The following is a 22,669-nucleotide window of genomic DNA, read 5'->3' on the forward strand; positions in this document are numbered from 1 at the left end:
GCTTCTTGGCATTACCAACCTTGCTTTTCGGAGTTATTTCCATGGCCCTGCAACGTACCTTCTCCATCATCAAGCCCGACGCCGTTTCCAAGAACGTCATCGGCGAAATCCTGACCCGCTTCGAGAAAGCCGGCCTGCGCGTTGTCGCTTCCAAGATGGTTCAGCTGTCCGAGCGCGAAGCTGGCGGTTTCTACGCCGAGCACAAAGAGCGTCCCTTCTTCAAGGACCTGGTTTCCTTCATGACCTCCGGCCCGGTCGTTGTTCAGGTTCTGGAAGGCGAAGACGCCATCCTGCGCAACCGTGAACTGATGGGCGCCACCGATCCGAAGAAAGCCGACGCTGGCACCATCCGCGCCGACTTCGCCGTTTCCATCGACGAGAACGCCGTACACGGTTCCGACTCGGAAGCTTCGGCTGCCCGCGAAATCGCTTACTTCTTCTCCAGCACCGAGGTGTGCGAGCGCATTCGCTGATCCAGGCGAATGAGCGAGGGTGAATCCATGACTGATACCGCTGTAAAGGCCAACCTGCTGGGCATGACCAAGCCCCAGCTCGAGGAATTCTTCGAGTCCATCGGTGAAAAGCGCTTCCGCGCCGGCCAGGTGATGCAATGGATTCACCACTTTGGCGCCCTTGAATTCGGCGCCATGACGAACGTCGGCAAGGCCTTGCGCGAAAAGCTCGAGGCCGTTGCCGAAATTCGTCCTCCGGAGATCGTCAGCCAGGACATTTCCGCTGACGGTACCCGCAAGTGGGTGGTGCGCGTGGCCTCGGGCAGTTGCGTCGAGACCGTGTACATCCCGCAAGGCGGCCGCGGTACCCTGTGCGTGTCGTCGCAGGCCGGTTGCGCGCTGGACTGCAGCTTCTGCTCCACCGGCAAGCAAGGCTTCAACAGCGACCTGACCTCCGCCGAGATCATCGGCCAGGTGTGGATCGCCAACCAGTCGTTCGGGACCATCCCGGGCAAGATCGACCGTGCCATCACCAACGTGGTGATGATGGGCATGGGCGAGCCGCTGCTGAACTTCGACAACGTCGTGACCGCCATGAGCATCATGATGGAAGACCTCGGCTACGGTATTTCCAAGCGCAAGGTGACCCTGTCCACCTCTGGCGTGGTGCCGATGATCGACAAGCTCGCCGAGGTGACCGACGTGTCCCTGGCGCTGTCGCTGCACGCACCCAACGACGAACTGCGCAACAAGCTGGTGCCGATCAACAAGAAGTACCCGCTCGAGATGCTGCTCGATTCCTGCTACCGCTACATCACGCGCCTGGGCAAGGAGCGCGTGCTGACGATCGAGTACACCCTGCTGGCCGGCATCAACGACCAGCCCGAGCATGCTGAGCAGCTGATCGCACTGCTCAAGGATTTCCCTTGCAAGATCAACCTGATTCCGTTTAATCCGTTCCCGCATTCGGGTTACGAGCGTCCGAGCAACAATGCCATTCGCCGTTTCCAGGACATGCTGCACAAGAGCGGCTTCAACGTGACCGTTCGTACCACCCGTGGCGACGATATCGATGCCGCCTGTGGTCAGCTGGTAGGCCAGGTGATGGACCGCACCCGCCGCAGCGAACGCTATATTGCCGTACGTCAGCTGGCGGCCGATGCCGACCAGACCGCGCCAGCTACCAACCGAAACTGAACTAGGGAGGATTCCGATGACCCTGCGCGCCGCGCTGTGCTTACTGTTGGCAACCGTGCTGACGGGTTGCGTGACGACTGGTAAACAGGATCCTCTGAAAACCGAGAAGGGCCGGGACGAGGCGCGTGACGCCTATATCCAGCTCGGTATCGGTTACCTGCAGATGGGCAACACCGAGCAGGCCAAGGTGCCGCTCCGCCAGGCCCTGGATCTCGACTCCTCCAGCGCCGATGCCCACGCTGCCCTGGCCGTGGTCTATCAGGTCGAGAAAGAGCCCAAGCTCGCCGAGAGCGAGTTTCGCAAGGCGTTGTCCTCGCGCTCGGGCGATGCGCGCATCCTGAACAACTACGCGGGCTTCCTGTTCGAGCAGAAGCGTTATCAGGAAGCCTACGACACCTACATGAAGGCCACCGAAGACGGCCTCTATTCCGAGCGTTCGCGCATCTTCGAGAATCTCGGCCTGGTGAGCATGAAGCTCAACAACCGCGCTCAGGCCAAGGAATACTTCGAGAAGGCCATTCGCCTGAACCGCAATTCGACGGGTGCGCTGCTCGAACTGGCTGACCTGACCTACCAGGACCGCGAGTACGTGCCGGCTCGCAGCTATTACGAGGAATACCTCAAGCGGGGCCCGCAGACTGCGCGCAGCCTGCTGCTGGGGATTCGACTGGCAAAGATCTACGACGACCGGGATACCGCTGCCAGCTACGGGCTGCAACTCAAGCGCCTGTATCCCGCTTCTCCTGAATACCAGGCATACCAGGCGGATAAATGATGAATACGTCGCAGTCCGATGTCATCGGCACGACCCGCGCCAACCCTGGCGAAACCCTGCGCCAGGCGCGCGAGAACAAGGGCTGGAGCACCGCTCAGGTCGCCGGCCAGCTGAACCTGACCGAGAACGCCCTGCGTTCGCTGGAGCAGGGCTCGTTCGAGCAGTTGCCGGGCCACACCTTCGCCCGTGGTTACATCCGTGCCTACGCCAAGCTGCTGGGCATGGACCAGGCCCAGATGGTCACCGCCTTCGACCAGTACACCGGCACCGACGCCACCGGCAGCAACGTCCAGGCACTCGGTCGCGTGGTCGAGCCGGTACGCCTGTCGCGCAACCTGCTGCGCCTGTTCAGTCTGGCGCTGCTGGCCGTGCTCATCGGGTTCGGCTACTTCTGGTGGCAGGAGCGTTCTGCGCGCCCGGCCGAGACCGGCAGCCTGAACATGGAGCACGTCGAGGTCGAGAGCGCCGACGGCACCACCGAAATCCATACCCTCGACGAGCCGGAAGACCAGGCTGTTGCCGAGGACCAGGCCAATACTCCGGCGCTTCCCAGCGAGCCTGCCGGCGACAACGGCAGCGCCGAGGCTCCGGCCGAAGGCACTCCACCGGTCGCTGCCAACCCGTCAGAACCGGGCGCCCCGGCCGTTGCCGAAACCGCTCCGGCCCAGGCTCCTGCAGTTCCGGCTCAGCAACCGGCTGCACAGCAGCCCGTCGCTCCGGCCAGCCCTGTTGCTCCGGTTGTCCCTGTGGCTCCGACCGAGGCGCCTGCCGCTCCGGTGGTCGCTTCTGCAGGGCAGGGCGTGGTCAAGGTTCAATTCAGCGCCGATTGCTGGACCCAGGTGACCGATGCCGACGGCAAGGTCGTCCTCGAGGGTCTCAAGCGCAAGGGTGATTCGCTGGAAGTCGCCGCCAAGGCGCCGGTCCAGCTGCGCCTGGGCTTCGCCCAGGGCGCCCAGGTCAGCTACAACGGCCAGCCGGTCGAAGTCACGCCGGCGCGCGGTGGCACCGCTCGCCTGAAGTTGGGTGGACAGTAAGATGCATTGCGAGTCTCCGATCAAACGTCGCCTTTCCCGCAAGATCTGGGTAGGTAACGTGCCGGTGGGTGGGGATGCCCCCATCGCCGTGCAGAGCATGACCAACACCGATACCCTCGATGTGGCCGCCACCGTCGCCCAGATTCGTCGTCTGGAAGACGCAGGCGCGGACATTGTCCGTGTCTCCGTGCCGGACATGGACGCCGCCGAGGCGTTCGGCAAGATCAAGCAGCAGGTCAAGGTGCCGCTGGTTGCCGACATCCACTTCGACTACAAGATCGCCCTGCGCGTGGCCGAACTGGGCGTCGACTGCCTGCGCATCAACCCGGGCAACATCGGTCGTGAAGACCGCGTGAAGGCCGTGGTGGATGCCGCCCGCGAGCGCAATATCCCGATCCGCATCGGCGTCAACGCCGGTTCGCTGGAGAAGGACCTGCAGAAGAAGTACGGCGAGCCGACCCCTGAGGCGCTGCTGGAGTCGGCCATGCGTCACGTCGATCACCTCGACCGCCTGGACTTCCAGAACTTCAAGGTCAGCGTGAAGGCCTCCGACGTGTTCATGGCCGTCGCCGCCTACCGCCTGCTGGCCAAGCAGATCGAACAACCCCTGCACCTGGGCATCACCGAAGCCGGTGGCCTGCGTTCGGGCACCGTGAAGTCGGCCGTCGGCCTGGGCATGCTGCTCGCCGAGGGCATCGGCGACACCATTCGCATCTCGCTGGCCGCCGACCCGGTGGAAGAGATCAAGGTCGGCTTCGACATCCTCAAGTCGCTGCGCCTGCGCTCCCGTGGCATCAACTTCATCGCCTGCCCGAGCTGCTCGCGGCAGAACTTCGATGTGGTCAAGACCATGAACGAGCTGGAGGGCCGCCTGGAGGACCTGCTGGTGCCGCTGGACGTTGCCGTGATCGGCTGCGTGGTCAACGGCCCGGGCGAAGCCAAGGAGGCCCACATCGGCCTCACCGGCGGCACGCCGAGCAACCTGATCTACATCGACGGCAAGCCGGCGCAGAAGCTGCAGAACGATAACCTGGTGGATGAGCTGGAACGGCTGATCCGCGAAAAAGCGGCCGAGAAGGCCGAGGCCGACGCCGCACTCATCGTGCGCGGCTGACCGCAACAAGGATCCTAAGTGAGCAAGTCCCTGCAAGCCATCCGTGGCATGAACGACATCCTGCCGGACCAGACCCCGGCCTGGCGCTATCTGGAACGCACCTTCGCCGGCCTGCTGGACCGCTACGGCTACAGCGAGATCCGCCTGCCGATCCTCGAGTTCACCGAGCTCTTCGCCCGTGGCATCGGCGAAGGCACCGACGTGGTCGACAAGGAGATGTACACCTTCCTCGACCGCAACGGCGAGTCCCTGACCATGCGTCCGGAAGGCACTGCGGGCTGCGTGCGCGCCGTGCTGGAGCATGGCCTGTCGGGCGGTGGCCAGGTACAGAAGCTGTGGTACACCGGCCCGATGTTCCGCTACGAGAAGCCGCAGAAAGGCCGCTACCGCCAGTTCCACCAGATCGGCGTTGAAGTCTTCAACCTGCCCGGCCCGGATATCGACGCCGAGCTGATCATCCTTACCTGGCGCCTGTGGCAGAAGCTGGGCATGGCCGACGCCGTGACCCTGCAGCTGAACACCCTGGGCTCCAGTGAAGCCCGCGCGCGCTATCGCGACGACCTGGTGGCCTACCTGCAGGAACGCTTCGAGCAACTGGACGAAGACAGCCAGCGTCGCATGACCACCAACCCGCTGCGCATTCTCGACAGCAAGGTCGAGAGCACCCAGGCCCTGCTGGTCGGCGCGCCGAGCCTGCACGACTACCTGGACGAAGAGTCGATCGCCCACTTCGAGGGCCTGAAGGCCCGCCTGGATGCGGTCGGTCTGCGCTACGAGATCAACCAGAAGCTGGTGCGTGGCCTGGACTACTACTGCCGCACTGCTTTCGAGTGGGTCACCGACAAGCTCGGCGCCCAGGGCACCGTCTGCGGTGGGGGCCGCTACGACGGTCTGGTCAGCCAGTTCGGCGGCAAGCCGACTCCGGGCGTGGGCTTCGCCATGGGCGTGGAACGCCTGGTGCTGCTGCTGGAAACCCTGGGCGTGGTGCCCTCCGAGCTGAACCGCCCGGCCGACCTCTACGTCTGCGCCTTCGGCGAGCCGGCGGAGCTGGCTGCGCTGACCCTGGCCGAGCAGCTGCGTGAGGCCATTCCGGGCCTGCGCCTGCTGGTCAACGCCGGTGCCGGCAGTTTCAAGAGCCAGTTCAAGAAGGCCGACAAGAGCGGCGCACAGTTCGCAATGATTCTGGGTGACGACGAACTGGCCAACCGCGTGGTAGGTTTCAAGCCCCTGCGTGGCGAGGGCGAACAACAGAATATCGCCTGGGATGCTCTGCCCGAGCACCTGGCTGCCTGCCTCAAGCAGGCCTGAATCGAGCGGATAGGAGTATTGGGGTGAGTAACCGTACCGAAGAAGAACAGATCGCTGACATCAAGGACTGGTGGCAGCGTAACGGCATGCCCCTGCTGACCGGCGCCGCTCTGGCGCTGATCGTGGTGTTTGGCTGGCAGGCCTGGAAAAAGTACCAGAACAACCAGTCCCAGGGCGCCTCGATCATTTACCAGGCCCTGCTGGAAACCGCGCTGAACCCGGCCGGCAAGCCCGACACCGCCAAGGTCGCCGAGCTCGCTGGCAAGCTGAACACCGACTTCGCCGGCACTCCGTACGCCCAGTACGGCCGCCTGTTCGTCGCCAAGGTTGCGGTGGACAGCGGCAAGCTGGATGACGCCGTCCTCGAGCTCAAGGCCGTGGTCGACAAGCCGGTTGACGCCACCCTCGGCGAGCTGGCGCGCCAGCGCCTGGCACGTGTCCTGGCTGCCCAGGGCAAGGCCGAAGACGGTCTGAAGCTGCTCGACGGCAACGTCGACAAGGCCTACGTCGCCACTCGCGAAGAACTGCGCGGCGACCTGCTGCTGCAGCTCAAGCGCAACGACGACGCCCGTGTCGCCTACGAAAAGGCCAAGGCTGCCCTGCCGGAAGACGCCGCCGTTGGCGCCCTGCAGATGAAACTCGACGACCTGGCCAAGGGAGACGCCTGAGATGTTGCGTTGGAAACACGTTGCACTGCTGGCACTGACCCTGATGGCTGTGGGTTGCAGCAGCAATAGCAAGAAAGAACTGCCACCGGCCGAGCTGACCGATTTCAAGGAAGAGGTCCGCCTGGAGAAACAGTGGAGCCGTTCGGTCGGTGACGGCCAGGGCGACCTGTACAACCTGCTCGAGCCCGCCGTGGATGGCCAGACCATCTACGCCGCGTCCGCCGAAGGCCGCGTCATGGCCATGCAGCGCGAAACCGGCGAAGTGCTGTGGAAGAAAGACCTCGATCTGCCGATCTCCGGCGCTGTCGGTGTGGGCAGCGGCATGGTCCTGCTGGGCACCCTGCGTGGCGACGTGATCGCCCTGGATTCCGGTTCGGGCGAGCAGAAATGGCGCGCCAAGGTCACCAGCGAAGTGCTGGCTGCCCCGGCCACCAACGGTGACGTGGTGGTGGTGCAGACCCAGGACGACAAGCTGATCGGATTCGATGCCTCCACCGGCAACCAGCGCTGGATCTACGAAGGTACCGTACCGGTGCTGACCTTGCGCGGCACTGGCGCTCCGCTGATCGCGGGTCGTCTGGCCCTGGCTGGCTTGGCCAGCGGCAAGGTCGTTGCGGTGGACGTGGAGCGTGGCCTGCCGGTCTGGGAAGCGCGCGTTGCGATTCCTCAGGGCCGTTCCGAGCTGGACCGCGTCGTCGATATCGACGGCGGCCTGCTGCTGGTCGACAACGTTCTCTATGTCGCCAGCTACCAGGGCCGCGCTGCGGCGCTGGACGTGGGCACCGGCCGCGTACTCTGGCAGCGTGAAGCTTCCAGCTACGTCGGCGTCGCCGAAGGTACCGGCAGCGTGTTCATCAGCCAGTCCAGCGGCACCGTCGAAAGCCTCGATTCCCGTGGTTCGTCCTCGCTGTGGAGCAACGACGCCCTGGCTCGCCGCCAGCTGTCCGCTCCGGCCGTGCTGTCGAGCAACGTGGTCGTTGGTGACCTGGAAGGTTACGTGCACCTGCTGAGCCAGGTGGACGGTCGTTTCGTTGGCCGCGAGAAGGTCGACGGTGACGGCGTGCGGGTTCGCCCGCTGGTAGTCGGCAGCTGGATGTACGTGTTCGGCAACAGCGGTAAGCTGGCCGCCTACACGATTCGCTAAGCTGAGTGTTACTGCCGGCCGCTGCCGTGAAAAACGGCAGCGGCCGTCGTGTTTTCTGAAAATCAAATTTCCTGGAGAGCCGCATGGTTCCCGTAATAGCCCTGGTGGGCCGCCCGAACGTCGGCAAGTCCACCCTGTTCAACCGCCTGACCCGCACCCGCGACGCCATCGTCGCCGAGTACGCAGGTCTGACCCGAGACCGCCAGTACGGCGAGGCCAAGTGGCAGGGCAAGAAATTCATCGTCATCGATACCGGTGGTATTTCCGGTGACGAAGAGGGTATCGACGCCAAGATGGCCGAGCAGTCGCTGCAGGCCATCGAAGAGGCCGATGCCGTCCTGTTCATGGTCGACTCCCGCGCCGGCCTCACCGCCGCCGACGAGATGATCGGCGAGCACCTGCGCAAGAAGAACAAGCGCACCTACCTGGTGGCCAACAAGGTCGACACCGTCGATCCGGACATCGCCCGCGCCGAGTTCAGCCCGCTGGCCCTGGGGCATGCGATCCCGATCGCCGCCGCCCACGGCCGCGGCATCACCCAGATGCTCCAGGAAGCCCTGGGCGAGATGTTCGCTCCCGAGCCGGAAGCGCCGGAAGACAACGACCTGCCCGGCGAGATGGAAGAAGTCGCCGAAGGCGAGGAAGCCAAGCGCATTCCCGGCCCGAGCGAGAAGGATGGCATCAAGATCGCCATCATCGGACGCCCCAACGTCGGCAAGTCCACGCTGGTGAACCGCATGCTCGGTGAAGAGCGGGTGATCGTCTACGACCAGGCCGGCACCACCCGCGACAGCATCTACATCCCCTTCGAGCGCAACGAAGAGAAGTACACCCTCATCGACACCGCCGGCGTGCGCCGCCGCGGCAAGATATTCGAGGCGGTGGAAAAGTTCTCCGTGGTGAAGACCCTGCAGGCGATCCAGGACGCCAACGTGGTCATCTTCGTCATGGACGCCCGCGAAGGCGTGGTCGAACACGACCTCAACCTGCTCGGCTTCGTGCTGGAGACCGGCCGCGCGCTGGTCATCGCGCTGAACAAGTGGGACGGCATGGAATCGGCCGAGCGCGACTACGTGAAGACCGAGCTCGAGCGCCGGCTGATGTTCGCCGACTTCGCCGACATCCACTTCATCTCCGCGCTGCACGGCACCGGCGTCGGCCACCTGTACAAGTCGGTGCAGGACTCCTTCCGTTCCGCCGTGACCCGCTGGCCCACCAGCAAGCTCACGCAGATCCTCGAGGACGCCATCCAGGTCCACCAGCCGCCGATGGTCAACGGCCGCCGCATCAAGCTGCGCTACGCGCACCTGGGTGGCGCCAACCCGCCGCTGATCGTGATCCACGGCAACCAGGTGGACGCGGTGCCCAAGGCCTATACCCGCTACCTGGAGAAGACCTTCCGTCGCGTGCTGAAGCTGGTCGGTACGCCGATCCGCATCGAGTACAAGGGCGGTGACAACCCGTTCGAGGGCAAGAAGACCCAGCTCACCGATCGCCAGGTCAACAAGAAGCGCCGCCTGATGTCGCACCACAAGAAGGCGGAGAAGAAGAAGAAGGACAAACGTAAATAACGTCTGTCAGGCTTTAGACCGCAAGCCGCAGGCGATAGAGTAGGGACTTCCTCTCATCGCCTGCAGCCTGTAGTCACGCCATGCTTACCAGCAAACTGCCGAATGTCGGCACCACCATCTTCACCCGCATGTCCCAGCTCGCCGCGCAAAGCGGAGCGCTGAATCTCTCCCAGGGCTTCCCGGACTTCCCCGGCCCCGCACCGCTGCTCGAAGCGGTCGCCCGCCACGTCATGGACGGGCATAACCAGTACAGCCCGATGACTGGCCTGCCGGCGCTGCGCGAACAGGTCGCGATCAAGGTCGCGAGCCTCTATGGCCGCAACGTCAGCGCCGACGCCGAAGTGACTATCGTCCCCGGCGCGACCGAAGGGATTTTCTGTGCGGTACAGGCGCTGATCCGTGCCGGCGACGAAGCCATCGTCCTCGACCCCTGCTACGACAGCTACGAGCCTTCGGTCGAACTGGCCGGCGGTCGTTGCGTACACGTCGCGCTGAGCCAGCCGGACTTCCGCATCGACTGGCAGCGCCTGGCCGATGCCATCACCCCGCGCACGCGCCTGATCTTCCTCAACAGCCCGCACAACCCCAGCGGTGCGCTGATCGATCGTGCCGACCTGGATCGCCTCGCCGAGCTGATCCGCGATCGCGAGATCTACGTGATCAGCGACGAGGTCTACGAGCACCTGATCTATGACGGCGTGCAGCACGCCAGCGTGCTGGCCCATGACGAACTGTATCCGCGGGCCTTCGTCATCAGCTCCTTTGGCAAGACTTACCATGTCACTGGCTGGAAGACCGGCTACGTGGTCGCGCCGCCGGCGCTGTCGGCGGAGATGCGCAAGATTCACCAGTACGTGAACTTCTGTGGCGTGACGCCGCTGCAATGGGCGCTGGCCGACTTCATGGCCGCGCACCCCGAGCACTTGCGCGAGCTGCCGAGCTTCTACCAGGCCAAGCGCGACCTGTTCTGCAATCTGCTGGAAGGCTCGCGTTTCACCTTCCAGCGTGCCGCCGGAACCTACTTCCAGGTGGTCGATTACTCGGCGATTCGCCCGGACCTCGATGATGTCGCCATGTCCGAATGGCTGACCACCGAACACGGCGTGGCCGCCATTCCGGTCTCGGTGTTCTACCAGCAGGCTCCGGCGGACGCGCGTCTGGTGCGCTTCTGCTTCGCCAAGAAAGAGGAGACGCTGCGCCAGGCAGCGGAACGACTATGCGCGATCTGACTCAACTGGCCGACCTCAAGCTCGCCCTCGTGCAGACTACCCTGGTCTGGCACGACGCCAAGGCCAACCGCGAGCGCTTCGAGGCGTTGCTGGAAAGCGCCCGTGGCGCAGACGTGGTGATCCTCCCGGAGATGTTCACCACCGGCTTTTCCATGGATTCCGAGGCGCTGGCCGAGGCGGAGGAGGGCGCGACCTACGCCTGGCTTCGCGAGCAGGCGGCCCGGCTCGATGCCGTGGTCTGTGGCAGCGTAATTATCCGCGCCGCTGACGGAAGTCATCGCAACCGTTTGCTCTGGGCACGCCCGGACGGCGAGATGCAGCATTACGACAAGCGCCACCTGTTCCGCATGGCTGGCGAACACAAGCACTACACGCCGGGCGACCAGCAGGTGCTACTGGAATGGAAGGGCTGGCGGATTCGCCCGCTGGTCTGCTACGACCTGCGCTTCCCGGTCTGGAGCCGCGACGCGCAGGACACCGACCTGCTGCTCTATACCGCCAACTGGCCGGCTGCGCGCCGCCAGCACTGGAATCGCCTGCTGCCGGCACGGGCTATCGAGAACCTCTGTTATGTCGCGGCGGTCAACCGCGTCGGTGAAGATGGCAAGGGCCATGCCTATTCCGGCGATAGCCAGGTGCTCGATTTCCAGGGTGACAACCTGCTGGCCGCCGGCAATGCCGACGGGGTCTTCCAGATTGCCCTGAGCGCAGCGGAGCTCGCGGCTTACCGCGAGCGATTCCCGGCAAACCTCGACGCCGACGAGTTCGATATCCGGGCGTAACGGATCCCCCTGGAGGGCGGGCTTTGGCGCGCTCCTGCAGGGAGTCTCCAAGTAGGATGGTGTGGAGCGAAGCGATACCCATCAATTGCAGCGCTGACAGCATGGGTATCGCTGCGCTCCACCCATCCTACGGTCAGTTTTCCCGTGACTTCTTCAGTAGGCGCTGGCGGAATTCAACCGCTGGATCGCCTCGTCACTGAGCTTCAGCTCCACCGCCGCGATCAGGTCGGGCAACTGCTCCAGCTTCGACGCACTGGCAATCGGCGCGGTGATGCTCGGGCGGGCCATCAGCCAGGCGAGTGCGACCTGGGTCGGCGTGGCATTCAGTTCGCCGGCCACTTCCTCCAGCGCATCGAGGATCGCGAAGCCGCGCTCGTTCATGAAGTTCTTCACCTTGTAGCCGCGCACGCTGCTCTTGCCCAGGTCGTCCTCGCGGCGGTACTTGCCGGTGAGGAAGCCGGCGGCCAGGGAGTAGAAATTGATCACGCCCAGACCCAGTTGCTGCACCGCCGGCTCCAACTGCGTCTCGTAGTTGGCGCGGTCGTAGAGGTTGTAGTTGGGCTGCAGGCTCTGGTACTGCGGCAGCTTCAAGCGGGTGCAGAGCTCCTGGGCTTCGCGCAGGCGCTTGGCGTCGAAGTTGGAGGCGCCGATCACCCGCACCTTGCCGCGCTCCACCGCCTCGGCGAAGGCACCCATGGTTTCCTCCAGCGAAGTGTGCGGGTCGTCGCAGTGGGACTGGTAGAGGTCGATGTAGTCGGTCTGCAGGCGCTTGAGCGAGCGCTCCAGTGCCTGCTCGATGTACACCGCCGACAGTCCCTTGTGGCCGTTGCCCATGTCCATGCCGACCTTGGTCGCGATGATCACCTGGTTGCGCTTGCCGGTCTTCTTCAGCCACTTGCCGATCAGGGTTTCCGACTCGCCGCCCTCGTGGCCCGGCACCCAGCGCGAGTAAACGTCGGCGGTGTCGATGCAGTTCAGCCCGGCGTCGAGCAGCGCGTCCAGCAAGCGAAACGAGGTCGCCTCGTCGGAGGACCAGCCGAACACATTACCGCCGAAGACCAGCGCAGGAATCTTCAGGCCCGATTGTCCGAGTTCGCGTGTACGCATCTGCTTTGACTCCTCAGCGGGTGTGCGGGAACCCTCAGTGTAGACGTGCTGCCCGCCGCCGCGGGGCGGATTGGCCGGCAGCGGTACGCCAGCTGGTCTATCATGGCGGCCAGCCCAATTGCCGAGTGCCCGTCATGACCACGACTCCCTATCTGCTGGACCAGCTGGAAACCGCCGACATGCTGTTGATCGACGGTCTGCACGCCTGGCAGTTCGAGCTCAACGAGGCATTGCTGGACCAGGCCGACGCCGCTGCCCACGCCGACCAGCCCTTCGCCAGCGAAGACGTGGTGCTGCAGATCGAGTCCATCGATGGCCGCGACCGCCGCGAGTGGCGCTTCAGCTACAACCAGGTGATGGAGGCCAGCTATCAGGCCGAAGACGAGACCTGGCTGCTGCAGGCCGGCGACCAGCAGCACCGACTGTGCTGCCTTGGCGCAGTCGCCGCCAGCGGCGACGATGAGTAAGCGTCTCCTGACAACGAAGAAGGCCCCGTGAGGGGCCTTTTTCATTTCGGGTTTCAGAACGCCAGCGGGTAGCTGGTGATGAAGCGCACTTCGTCGTAGTCGCTGGCGTAGCTGCTGCGGACCGTGGAGGTGCGCACAAGGAACGACAGCGTCTTCAGCGGGCCGCTCTGAATGGTGTAGCCCACATCGGTATCGCGCTCGTATTCGTGGCCGTCGCTCTGGCCCGGTCGCGAGATGTCGGTGCCCTTGGTGTAGCGCGTCATCAGGGTCAGGCCCGGCACGCCGAGGCTGGCGAAGTCATAGTCGTAGCGCAGCTGGTAGGAGCGCTCCTGCGCCCAGAAGAAACCGCCATTGGTGACCCAGTTGACCAGGTACGGCTGTGGTGTGTTGCCCAGCAGCATGGGGAACATGTCTTCGCCAAGCATGCGCTGGTAGGTGGCCGAAAGCATGTGGCCGCCGTGCTTCACGCCGAGTCGCGCGCCATAGGCGCGGTTGTCGATGCGCCCGGCCAGCGCCTGCCCGGATTCCTCGTTGTGGAAGTAGCTCAGGGTGCCGAGCAGCGCGGTATTTTCGCCCACCGGCTGCTTGAAGTTGGCGCCGACGTAGTGCTGGTCGTAGATATCCTCGAGCTGGGCGAAGTAGTAACTGGTAGACAGGCCGGGCGTCCACTGCGCATCGACGCCGCCCAGATTCAGCTTGTTGCTGTCCTGGCTGGCGGGGCGGGTGGCCAGGTAGAACGACTCGCGGTCACTGGAGGCGCGGGTGCTGGTGTTCCAGAGTTGCGCGGCGGTGAACTTGAAGCGATCCGACTCCTTCGACTCCAGCATCACGCCCTGGAACGTCTGCGGCAGCACGCGCACGTCATCCTGGAAGATCACCGGCAGGCGCGGCTCCAGCAGGCCGACCTTCAGCGTGGTCTTCGAATAGCGCAGCTTGAGCGTGGCGCCGCCACGGCTGAAGTCATCCACCGGCTCACCCGTCGTGCGGTCGTAGGGCAGGTTGCTGTCGTTGCTGGTGCCGGCGCCGCCGTCGAGCTTCAGGGCGTAGAAACCGGTGAAGTCCACGCCGACACCGATGGTGCCTTTGCTGAAGCCTGAGCTGAAGCGCGCCAGCACGGCCTGGGACCAACTGCCGGCCTGGGATTGCGGAGCGTTGTCCTGGCGATAGTCGCGCAGCATGTAGAAGTTGCGCAGGGTGGTGTCCAGGCGGCTTTCGTCGATCAGGTCGGCCTGGGCGCAGAGGGGCATCAGCGCGCTGCAGAGCAGCGCGCCGGCAAAGCGATTACGGAACATCGTCATCTCCTGGGTGCCGTTCACCGGGGCGCAGGGCGCCACGCCGGCGAACGGGCGTACGTCTTGTCGAGGCGGGCGCGATCAGTTCGCGGTGGCGGCGCTGTCCAGCGGCACGGTTTCAGGCTGGGCCGTCTGCTCCTGGCCCAGGCTGCGACGGAAGTGCTTGCGCCCGATGCCGAGCAGCCACAGGCAGAGCAGGCCAGCGAGGGTGACGATGATGCCGATGGACGAGCCGACAGCCTTCGGGTTCTTGAAGTAGTGGTCGGTAAGCAGCGCCACCAGGGTGGTGCCGACACCCAGGCCGATCAGGTTGGAGACCAGCAGGAACAGCGCCGACACCTGCGCGCGCAGGCGGTTGGGCGTGAGCACCTGCATGGCGGCCGCCGAGGTGGAGATGCAGAAGGCGCAGAAGAACATCGCCGGGCCCATCAGCAGCACCGACAGCTGCAGGCTGCTCGCTGTCACCGAACCGATGACGAAGGGAATGGTGCAGGCCACGCCGAGCATGCCGCTGATCATCGCCGCGTCGCTGCGCCCGCGCTTCTGCAGCACATCCACCAGCCAGCCGGCGCAGAACACCCCGGCGGTGTTGAGCACCAGCAGGATGCCGCCGAGGATGTAGCCCACCTCCAGCGGCGTCAGGCCGTACTGGCGGATGTACATGGCCGGCGCCCAGCCCATCAGCGCGTACTGGCACATGGCGAAGAACGAGAAGCCGAGGTAGTGGCAGGTGAAGGTTGCGCGGTGGCGGCGCAGGAAGCGCAGGCCGTCGCCGATGGTCGCCTTGTGCTGCGGGTTCACCTCCTTGCGCGCCGGGTCGCGGATGGTCAGCGCGATCAGTAGCGCCACCAGCACGCCGGGCAGGCCGACGATGAAGAAGGCGATCTGCCAGGAGCGCACCTGGCCCAGCCAGCCCAGGTCGATGGCCGGCACGTCGCGCAGCGCCTCGATCACATAGCCGCCGACCAGGAAGGCCAGGCCGCCGCCGAGGAACGCCCCCATGGAGTACAGCCCCAGCGCGCGGCCGAGTTTCTCCCTGGGGAACAGGTCGGCGAGCATCGAGTAGGTTGCCGGCGTCAGCGCGGCTTCACCGACGCCCACGCTCATGCGCGCCAGGAACATCTGCAGGAAGTTCTTCGATAGCCCGCACGCGGCGGTGGCGATGCTCCAGAAGGCCACGCCGATGGCGATGATCTTCACCCGCGAGGAGCGGTCGGCGAGATAGGCGATGGGCAGGCCCATGAAGGCGTAGAACAGCGAGAAGGCCAGCCCGCTGAGCAGGCTGAACTGGGTATCGCTGATCTGCAGGTCGGCCTTGATCGGCTCGATCATCAGCGAAAGGATCTGCCGGTCAACGAAGGAAAAGATGTACGCCACCATGCAGAGCACGACGACATACCAGGAATAACGCGAATTACGGGCGGATTTCGGGTGGGATTGTGGGGTCACGGTTACTGGCTCCTGAAGCGGGTGAAGGCAGATGGCCAAGCACGTCGAGCTCGTTGTTGTTGTAGGTAACCAGGCGCCTCTGTACGCAAGGCAGGGGCAGCCGAATGTGTCTGATTGCGTGACACGGTTTTTTGTTTGCCTGCCGTTTTCACGGCAGTGCACGCAAGACTAGGGAAGGGGCGAGGCAGGGGTAATCGGGGCGAGCACCAGCATTGCGGAGACTGCCCCCTAGGGGACTAGGGGGAATCTTTAGGCGGGGACGGTTCGAAAAAACAAGGAGCCTTGGGCAAGCGAGAAGGCAAGAGTGCTAACCAAAATCGCAACAACGACCGCAAGCAGGAACAGCAGGCTGACGCCGAACGCACGCCAGTTCGAGCGCCACTGTCCACCGCCGACGAGGTGCCGCTCCACCGCGACGCCGAAGGTCTGCTTGGCGAGGTAGTACATGCCGACGACGCTGCCGACGGCGATGGGCGTACCGGATGTATTTTCCGGCAGGAAGTAGCCGATGACGAAGATGGCGAGGGTCAAGCCGATGCCCATCAACCAGATGTTGCGGGATTCGTGGCTGCGGCCGAGTGCCTTGAGGTTCTGCACAATGACCCAGGCGCCGGCCAGGGGCGTGCCGAAGAAGGTGGCGATGCCAACGGCGGCGATGCGATAGAGCGGTTCGCCTGTGGCAGTGGTTGCCGCGTCCTGGAGTGCGGCGGCGGGAGTCTGGAAGGGATTGTCCTGCGAGGTGTCCGTCATGTTCTCGCTCCTTCGAAAACAGCCCCGGACGCACAAGGCGTTCGGGGCAAAGGGACTTACAGGTTAGCTTAAGGCTTACGCGGCTTTCGCGTGGCCCAGCGTCACGGCGCGGTTCAGGGCGCTGAACAGCGCACGGAAGCTCGCGGTGGTGATGTTTTCATCGATGCCGATGCCGTGCAGCGAACGACCACCCTCGACGCGCAGTTCGATATAGGCGGCCGCGCGGGCATTGGTGCCGGCGCCGATGGCGTGCTCGTTGTAGTCCATGATCTCGACGTCCACCGGCAGCGAGGCGACCAGGGCTTCCAGGGTGCCCTTGCCCTTGCCGTGCCAGCGATGCTGCTCGCCCTTGTGGGTCACGTCGATGTCGATGGCGCAGACACCGTTCTCTTCCTGCAGACGGTAGTTCTTCAGGCCGAACGGGGAGACGGCCTGCAGGTACTCGGTCTGCAGCAGGGTGTAGATCTGCTCGGCGGTCATCTCCAGGCCGAGACGGTCGGTCTCGTTCTGCACCACCTGGCTGAACTCGATCTGCATGCGGCGCGGCAGGCTGATGCCGTACTCCTGCTCGAGCAGGAAGGTGATGCCGCCCTTGCCGGACTGGCTGTTCACACGGATCACCGCTTCGTAGCTGCGGCCGATGTCCGCCGGGTCGATCGGCAGGTACGGCACTTCCCACACGGCATCGTCCTTCTGCTGGGCGAAGCCCTTGCGGATGGCGTCCTGGTGGGAGCCGGAGAAGGCGGTGTGGACCAGGTCGCCGACGTAGGGGTGACGCGGGTGCACCGGAATCTGGTTGCACTCTTCCACCACCTTGCGCACGGCGTCGATGTCGGAGAAGTCCAGCTCGGGGTCGATGCCCTGGGTGTACATGTTCAGCGCCATGGTCACCAGGCAGAGGTTGCCGGTGCGCTCGCCGTTGCCGAACAGGCAGCCTTCGACGCGGTCGGCGCCGGCCATCAGGGCCAGTTCTGAAGCAGCCACGCCAGTACCACGGTCGTTGTGGGTGTGCAGGCTGAGCAATACGCTGTCGCGCTTGTTGATCTGGCGGCCGAACCACTCGATCTGGTCGGCGTAGTTGTTCGGGGTGGCGCACTCGACGGTGGCGGGCAGGTTGAGGATCAGGCGGTTGGCCGGAGTCGGCTGGAACACGTCGATCACCGCATTGCACACCTCGACGGCGAAATCGGTCTCGGTGGAGCTGAACACTTCCGGCGAGTACTCGAAGCCCCACTGGGTTTCCGGCGCGGCTTCGGCCAGGCGCTTGATGGTCTGGCCGGCGGCCACGGCGATGGCTTTCACGCCAGCCTTGTCCTGGTTGAAGACGATCTTGCGGAAGCTCGGTGCGCAGGCGTTGTAGTAGTGGACGATGGCCTTCTTCGCGCCCTTGAGGGACTCGAAGGTGCGCTCGATGAGGTCGTCGCGGGCCTGGGTCAGCACCTGGATGGTGACGTCATCGGGAATGTGGTCGTTCTCGATCAGCTCACGAACGAAGTCGAAGTCGGTCTGCGAGGCGGACGGGAAGCCCACTTCGATTTCCTTCAGGCCGACCTGAACCAGGCACTTGAAGAAGCGCATCTTCTTCTCGGCGTCCATCGGCTCGATCAGGGACTGGTTGCCGTCGCGCAGGTCGGTGGACAGCCAGATCGGCGCCTTGTCGATGATCTTGTCCGGCCAGGTGCGGTCGGGCAGGGTGATCTGGGTGAAGGCGCGGTATTTCTTCGACGGGTCTTTCAACATGCTCATGAGCGGAATCCTTGTTCTCTGCGGCCTGCGGGGCCTGCGCATAAAAATCTGAATGAGGCGGAACCGGGGGAGGGGGCTCAGCCACGCAGTCGCGGGCTGACCAGGCGCAGACAGGCGTGTTGGCGAAGCAGAATGAGGGTGTGTGCGGTTTTCATGAGTGCCAAGCTAAAGGCCTGGGAGACCAATGGCAAGCATTTGGAAAAATTTGGTAGAAATAGTCTTTCAAGACTTTTTATCGATAATTAATTGTCGAGAATTGGCGTTTTAAGCAATTTATCTTGAGGCTTATCGCTGTGCTTAACTGATTCTGCGTCTTCGTGCCGCAGCGAAGCTTTATCACTCCGTGCGATCATTGCGCACCCGCCCTAGGTGGGAACTCTCCATCCGCAAGGACATTTCGTGACCCGTCGTACACGACAAGGCGTAGGCACCTGGCTGGCGTTGTTCGCCATGCTGATGATCTATGTCGGCCCACTGGTCTCCCAGTCGATGCCGATGGATCACGCCATGCCCATGGATCACGCCGTGTCCATGAGTGCTATGCCGATGGAGCATGGCAAGGCCATGTCCCACGACATGGCCGGCATGGAGGACATGCACTGCTCCGACAGCCAGCGTGCTGGGGACCATCATGCCGCCCCGGTTTCCCACGGCGAGCAGCCGCTCACCGCCGACGCCTTCATGGAGAAGTGCGGCTACTGCAGCCTGCTGATCCACAGCCCGCCGCTGACGCCGCCGCCGGTCGTGATCGACCACGGCCTGCCCGCCATCGGCGCGCCCGCCGCCCAGTTCGTCTCGTCCCGCATTCCCGCCTCGCCGGTCTTCCCCGGCGCCCGCTCCCGCGCACCCCCGTTCCTGATCGGCTGACCCGCAATCCCGATTCCCCGACCCCGGCGCGGATGCCTGCATTCGCTTGCGCGCCGTGCGAGTACGCGTGGAGCGGGCGTCATCACCGATCATGGAATTCATGGAATGACCCGCATGCCCCTGCGCCGTCGGCAAACTGCCGTCGGCCTGCGCGCCCTGTGCGCGCTGACCGCCCTTGGCGGTCTCACTGCCGTCCCGGTGCTGGCCGAGGAAGAAGATCACTCGGCCCACGCCACCAATGCTTCGGTTACCGAGCTGTCGCCCAGCGTCATCACCGCCGTGGCGCAGAGTTCGCCGCTGACCGTGGTCACCGACCCCAAGCAGCCACGCCAGCCGATCCCCGCCAGCGACGGCGCCGACTACCTCAAGACCATCCCTGGCTTCTCCGCCATCCGTAACGGCGGCACCAACGGCGACCCGGTGCTGCGCGGCATGTTCGGCTCGCGCCTGAATATCCTCACCAATGGCAGCACCATGCTTGGCGCCTGCCCGGCACGGATGGACGCGCCCACTTCCTATATCTCCCCGGAAACCTACGACAAGCTCACCGTGGTCAAGGGCCCGGAGACCGTGATCTGGGGCCCCGGCGCCTCGGCCGGGACCATCCGTTTCGACCGTGAGCCGGAGCGCTTCGGCGAGCTGGGCATGCGCGTCAACGGCAGCCTCACCGCCGGCTCCAACGGCCGCTTCGACCGCGTGCTGGACGCCGCCGCCGGTGGCCCCGAGGGCTACCTGCGTTTCACCGGCAACAAGTCGCAGTCCGATGACTACGAAGACGGCAGCGGCAACACCGTGCCCTCGCGCTGGAACAAGTGGAACGGCGACGTGGCCGTGGGCTGGACGCCGGACGCCGACACCCTGGTCGAACTCACCGCCGGCAAGGGCGATGGCGAGGCGCGCTACGCCGGGCGTGGCATGGACGGCTCGCAGTTCAAGCGCGAAAGCCTCGGCCTGCGCTTCGAGAAGTCCAACATCGGTGGCGTGCTCGACAAGCTGGAGGCGCAGGTCTACTACAACTACGCCGACCACGTGATGGACAACTACAGCCTGCGCACGCCCTCGGGCACCGGCATGATGGCCGGCCCCATGGCCTCCAACGTCGACCGCCGCACCCTCGGCGGGCGCCTGGCCGCCACCTGGCGCTGGGACGATTTCAAGCTGATCACCGGCGTCGATGCACAGACCAACGAACACCGCGAACGCAGTGGCATGGGCATCAACACCTATGACGAGCAGCCGTGGGACAAGGACGCCGTGTTCCACAACTACGGCGCCTTCGGCGAGCTGACCTGGTACGCCGCCGACCGCGACCGGGTGATCACCGGCGCACGCCTGGACCGCGCCTCGGTCAAGGATTACCGGCAGAGCACCGGCTCGGGGATGATGGCGATGCCCAATCCCACCGCCGACGACACCCGCGCCGATACCCTGCCCAGCGGCTTCGCCCGCTACGAGCACGACCTGGCCGACACGCCGACCACCCTTTACGTCGGCCTCGGCCACGTGCAGCGCTTCCCCGACTACTGGGAGCTGTTCTCCCCGGACAAGGGGCCGACCGGCTCGGTCAACGCCTTCGACAGCATCAAGCCGGAGAAGACCACCCAGCTGGACTTCGGCGCGCAGTACGAGGACGAGAAGCTCAAGGCCTGGGCCTCGGGCTACGTCGGGGTGATCCGCGACTACATCCTGTTCGACTACATGCCCGGCGGCATGATGGGCCGCACCTCCCAGGCGCGGAACGTCGATGCCCGCATCCTGGGTGGCGAACTGGGCGCGGCCTACGCGCTGACCAGCAACTGGACCGCCGACGGCACCCTGGCCTACGCCTGGGGCAAGAACACCACCGACGACACTGCGCTGCCGCAGATGCCGCCGCTGGAAGCGCGTTTCGGCCTGACCTACGAGGAAGGCGACTGGAGCGCCGGCGGGCTTTGGCGCGTGGTGGCGCACCAGGGCCGGATTGCCGAGAGCCAGGGCAACGTGGTCGGTTACGACTTCGACGAAAGCCCCGGCTTCGCGGTGTTCTCGCTCAACGGCGCGTACAAGCTGAGCAAGAACCTCAAGGTCAGCACCGGCGTCGACAACCTGTTCGACAAGGACTACGCCGAGCACCTGAACCTGGCGGGCAACGCCGGCTTCGGCTACCCGGCCAACGACCCCGAATCGATCCACGAACCGGGACGTACGTTCTGGACCAAAGTGGACTTCTCGTTCTAAAGCCCGACCGGCCCCCGCCAGTCGGGGGCCTCCTTGCGTGAGGAGATCAACGAATGCAGAAGAAGACATTCGATTTCTACAACCTGGCCTGGCGCTGGCACTTCTATGCCGGGCTGTTCGTCGCGCCGTTCATGATCCTGCTGTCGATCACCGGGATCATCTACCTGTTCAAGCCGCAGCTCGACCCGCTGATGTACAGCGACCTGCTGCAGGTGAAGCCGGGTGAGGTGCGGCTGTCTGCCGACGAGCAACTGATGCACCTGCATCACCAGAACCCGCAGTTGCAGGTCAGCCAGTACCTGCCGGCGCCGGCCGCCGACCGCAGCGCGCAGTTCGTCGCGCAGCTGGATGGACGCGAGGTGAACGCCTTCGTCGATCCCTATAGCGGCAAGCTGCTCGGCGTGCAGGACGGCAAGTCCAACCTGCAGGCGATGGCCCGCGCGCTGCACGGCGAGCTGATGATCGGCACCGTCGGTGACCGGTTGATCGAGCTGGCTGCCGGCTGGGGCATCGTGCTGGTGGTGTCCGGCCTGTACCTGTGGTGGCCGCGCCAGCGTTCGCTGCGGGTGCTGCTGTGGCCGGACCTGTCGCGTCGCGGCCGCGCGCTGTGGCGCGAGGTGCACGTGGTGGTCGGCTTCTGGGGTTCGCTGCTGATGCTCTTCATGCTGCTCACCGGGATGACCTGGACCGGCTTCTGGGGCAAGACCTTCGCCGACGTGTGGAACCGCTTCCCGGCACCCATGTGGAACGAGGTGCCCAAGTCGGACCTGGAGGCGCGCACGCTCAATGATGCGCATCGTCAGACCATCCCCTGGGCCATGGAAAACACCCCGATGCCGATGTCCGGCGGCGCCCACGCCGAGCACATGGCTCACGGCTCCGGCGGTATGGCGATGCCGCAGATCAGCCTGCAGCAGGTGGTCGATACCGCCAACCAGGCTGGTGTGACGCCGGGCTACGCCATCGCCCTGCCCAAGGGCGAGCAGGGCGTGTTCACCGTTTCGGTGTTCGCTGACGACTCGCGCAACGACGCCACCCTGCACATCGACCAGTACACCGGCAAGGTACTCGCCGACGTGCGCTGGAAGGACTACGGGCTGGTGGCCAAGGGTGTCGAGTCCGGCGTGATGCTGCACGAAGGCAAGATGTTCGGTCTGTTCAACCAGATGCTCATGCTCGCTGTCTGCCTGATGATCCTGCTCAGCGCCGTCAGCGGCCTGTGGATCTGGTGGAAGCGCCGCCCGCAGGGGCGCCTTGGTGTGCCGCCGATGCCCCATGCGTTGCCGGTTTGGAAGGGCGGGGTGGCGATCATGGTCATCCTCGGCGTCGCCTTCCCGCTGGTGGGTGCGTCGCTGTTGCTGGTTTGGGCGCTGGACTGGGCGGTGCTGTCGCGGATCAAGCCGCGCAGCCCGGCCTTGAGTTGAGAGTTGCGGGTGGAACGTGCTTCCACCCTGACGCCTGCCGCGAGGCAGGCTATGCTGCGGCGCGATCGTTGCGCCC

The 22,669-nt window shown here is 64.8% G+C and carries 20 protein-coding genes; 15 read left to right on the top strand and 5 right to left on the bottom strand.

The window, feature by feature from the left end:
* Nucleotides 1-41: 41 nt before the first annotated feature.
* From ndk to IB273_RS10200, 11 genes are all read left to right on the top strand, one after another.
* Nucleotides 42-473 (top strand): nucleoside-diphosphate kinase, encoded by a 432-nt coding sequence (gene ndk / locus IB273_RS10150; RefSeq protein WP_024762960.1) that lies wholly within the window; start codon nucleotides 42-44, stop codon nucleotides 471-473.
* A gap of 27 nt (nucleotides 474-500) precedes the next feature.
* On the top strand, nucleotides 501-1,649 hold the full coding sequence (rlmN, locus tag IB273_RS10155) for a 23S rRNA (adenine(2503)-C(2))-methyltransferase RlmN (protein ID WP_081515973.1): 1,149 nt from the start codon (nucleotides 501-503) through the stop codon (nucleotides 1,647-1,649).
* A 16-nt stretch (nucleotides 1,650-1,665) separates the two neighbouring features.
* Nucleotides 1,666-2,424, top strand: a complete 759-nt coding sequence (gene pilW, locus IB273_RS10160; RefSeq protein ID WP_081515971.1) for a type IV pilus biogenesis/stability protein PilW — start codon at nucleotides 1,666-1,668, stop codon at nucleotides 2,422-2,424.
* The gene (locus IB273_RS10165) at nucleotides 2,421-3,458 is read left to right on the top strand and encodes a helix-turn-helix domain-containing protein (protein ID WP_167523222.1); all 1,038 of its coding nucleotides are present in this window, start codon (nucleotides 2,421-2,423) and stop codon (nucleotides 3,456-3,458) included. Before pilW ends, IB273_RS10165 begins: the two co-directional genes overlap by 4 nt.
* 1 nt (nucleotide 3,459) lies before the next feature.
* Nucleotides 3,460-4,572, top strand: coding sequence for a flavodoxin-dependent (E)-4-hydroxy-3-methylbut-2-enyl-diphosphate synthase (gene ispG / locus IB273_RS10170; RefSeq protein WP_017522283.1), 1,113 nt, complete (start codon nucleotides 3,460-3,462; stop codon nucleotides 4,570-4,572).
* Nucleotides 4,573-4,590: 18 nt separating this feature from the next.
* Nucleotides 4,591-5,880 (top strand): histidine--tRNA ligase, encoded by a 1,290-nt coding sequence (gene hisS, locus IB273_RS10175; protein WP_192223998.1) that lies wholly within the window; start codon nucleotides 4,591-4,593, stop codon nucleotides 5,878-5,880.
* A 23-nt stretch (nucleotides 5,881-5,903) separates the two neighbouring features.
* Nucleotides 5,904-6,548, top strand: coding sequence for a YfgM family protein (locus IB273_RS10180; protein WP_081515965.1), 645 nt, complete (start codon nucleotides 5,904-5,906; stop codon nucleotides 6,546-6,548).
* A gap of 1 nt (nucleotide 6,549) precedes the next feature.
* Nucleotides 6,550-7,692 (top strand): outer membrane protein assembly factor BamB, encoded by a 1,143-nt coding sequence (gene bamB / locus IB273_RS10185; protein WP_081515963.1) that lies wholly within the window; start codon nucleotides 6,550-6,552, stop codon nucleotides 7,690-7,692.
* 83 nt (nucleotides 7,693-7,775) lie between these two features.
* Nucleotides 7,776-9,263 carry a ribosome biogenesis GTPase Der gene (gene der / locus IB273_RS10190; protein ID WP_081515961.1) on the top strand — a complete coding sequence of 496 codons (1,488 nt, stop codon included), beginning with the start codon at nucleotides 7,776-7,778 and terminating at the stop codon, nucleotides 9,261-9,263.
* Between the two features lie 80 nt (nucleotides 9,264-9,343).
* Nucleotides 9,344-10,492: a pyridoxal phosphate-dependent aminotransferase gene (locus IB273_RS10195; RefSeq protein WP_192223999.1), complete on the top strand. Its 1,149-nt coding sequence runs from the start codon at nucleotides 9,344-9,346 to the stop codon at nucleotides 10,490-10,492.
* Nucleotides 10,480-11,274, top strand: coding sequence for an amidohydrolase (locus tag IB273_RS10200; RefSeq protein ID WP_192224000.1), 795 nt, complete (start codon nucleotides 10,480-10,482; stop codon nucleotides 11,272-11,274). The genes IB273_RS10195 and IB273_RS10200 overlap by 13 nt, the downstream gene beginning before the upstream one ends.
* A gap of 153 nt (nucleotides 11,275-11,427) precedes the next feature.
* On the opposite strand, the gene IB273_RS10205 is transcribed toward IB273_RS10200, so the two are convergent.
* Nucleotides 11,428-12,381: an aldo/keto reductase gene (locus tag IB273_RS10205; RefSeq protein WP_192224001.1), complete on the bottom strand. Its 954-nt coding sequence runs from the start codon at nucleotides 12,379-12,381 to the stop codon at nucleotides 11,428-11,430.
* A gap of 134 nt (nucleotides 12,382-12,515) precedes the next feature.
* On the opposite strand from IB273_RS10205, the gene IB273_RS10210 reads away from it, so the two are divergent.
* Nucleotides 12,516-12,848 (top strand): DUF5629 family protein, encoded by a 333-nt coding sequence (locus tag IB273_RS10210; protein ID WP_081515953.1) that lies wholly within the window; start codon nucleotides 12,516-12,518, stop codon nucleotides 12,846-12,848.
* Between the two features lie 53 nt (nucleotides 12,849-12,901).
* Here the strand turns inward: IB273_RS10210 and IB273_RS10215 are convergent, their stop codons facing one another.
* From IB273_RS10215 to leuA, 4 genes are all read right to left on the bottom strand, one after another.
* Nucleotides 12,902-14,140 (bottom strand): OprD family porin, encoded by a 1,239-nt coding sequence (locus tag IB273_RS10215; protein ID WP_192224002.1) that lies wholly within the window; start codon nucleotides 14,138-14,140, stop codon nucleotides 12,902-12,904.
* A gap of 81 nt (nucleotides 14,141-14,221) precedes the next feature.
* The gene (locus IB273_RS10220; protein WP_192224003.1) at nucleotides 14,222-15,589 is read right to left on the bottom strand and encodes a spinster family MFS transporter; all 1,368 of its coding nucleotides are present in this window, start codon (nucleotides 15,587-15,589) and stop codon (nucleotides 14,222-14,224) included.
* Between the two features lie 249 nt (nucleotides 15,590-15,838).
* Nucleotides 15,839-16,339 (bottom strand): hypothetical protein, encoded by a 501-nt coding sequence (locus IB273_RS10225; protein ID WP_192224004.1) that lies wholly within the window; start codon nucleotides 16,337-16,339, stop codon nucleotides 15,839-15,841.
* 75 nt (nucleotides 16,340-16,414) lie between these two features.
* Nucleotides 16,415-18,085, bottom strand: coding sequence for a 2-isopropylmalate synthase (leuA, locus tag IB273_RS10230; RefSeq protein ID WP_081515945.1), 1,671 nt, complete (start codon nucleotides 18,083-18,085; stop codon nucleotides 16,415-16,417).
* A gap of 399 nt (nucleotides 18,086-18,484) precedes the next feature.
* Between leuA and IB273_RS10235 the strand changes: the two genes are divergently transcribed.
* The 3 genes from IB273_RS10235 to IB273_RS10245 all read left to right on the top strand — a co-directional run bounded on the left by IB273_RS10235 (nucleotide 18,485) and on the right by IB273_RS10245 (nucleotide 22,593).
* Nucleotides 18,485-18,952, top strand: a complete 468-nt coding sequence (locus tag IB273_RS10235; RefSeq protein ID WP_192224005.1) for a DUF2946 domain-containing protein — start codon at nucleotides 18,485-18,487, stop codon at nucleotides 18,950-18,952.
* A gap of 105 nt (nucleotides 18,953-19,057) precedes the next feature.
* A complete protein-coding gene (locus tag IB273_RS10240; protein ID WP_192224006.1) occupies nucleotides 19,058-21,169 on the top strand; it encodes a TonB-dependent copper receptor in 2,112 nt (703 codons plus the stop codon).
* Nucleotides 21,170-21,222: 53 nt separating this feature from the next.
* Complete coding sequence (locus tag IB273_RS10245; RefSeq protein WP_192224007.1) at nucleotides 21,223-22,593, top strand: PepSY-associated TM helix domain-containing protein; 1,371 nt, start codon at nucleotides 21,223-21,225, stop codon at nucleotides 22,591-22,593.
* The last annotated feature ends 76 nt before the right edge of the window (nucleotides 22,594-22,669 follow it).

Origin of the sequence: Pseudomonas sp. PDM19, assembly GCF_014852215.1 — a bacterium.
Lineage (GTDB): Bacteria > Pseudomonadota > Gammaproteobacteria > Pseudomonadales > Pseudomonadaceae > Pseudomonas.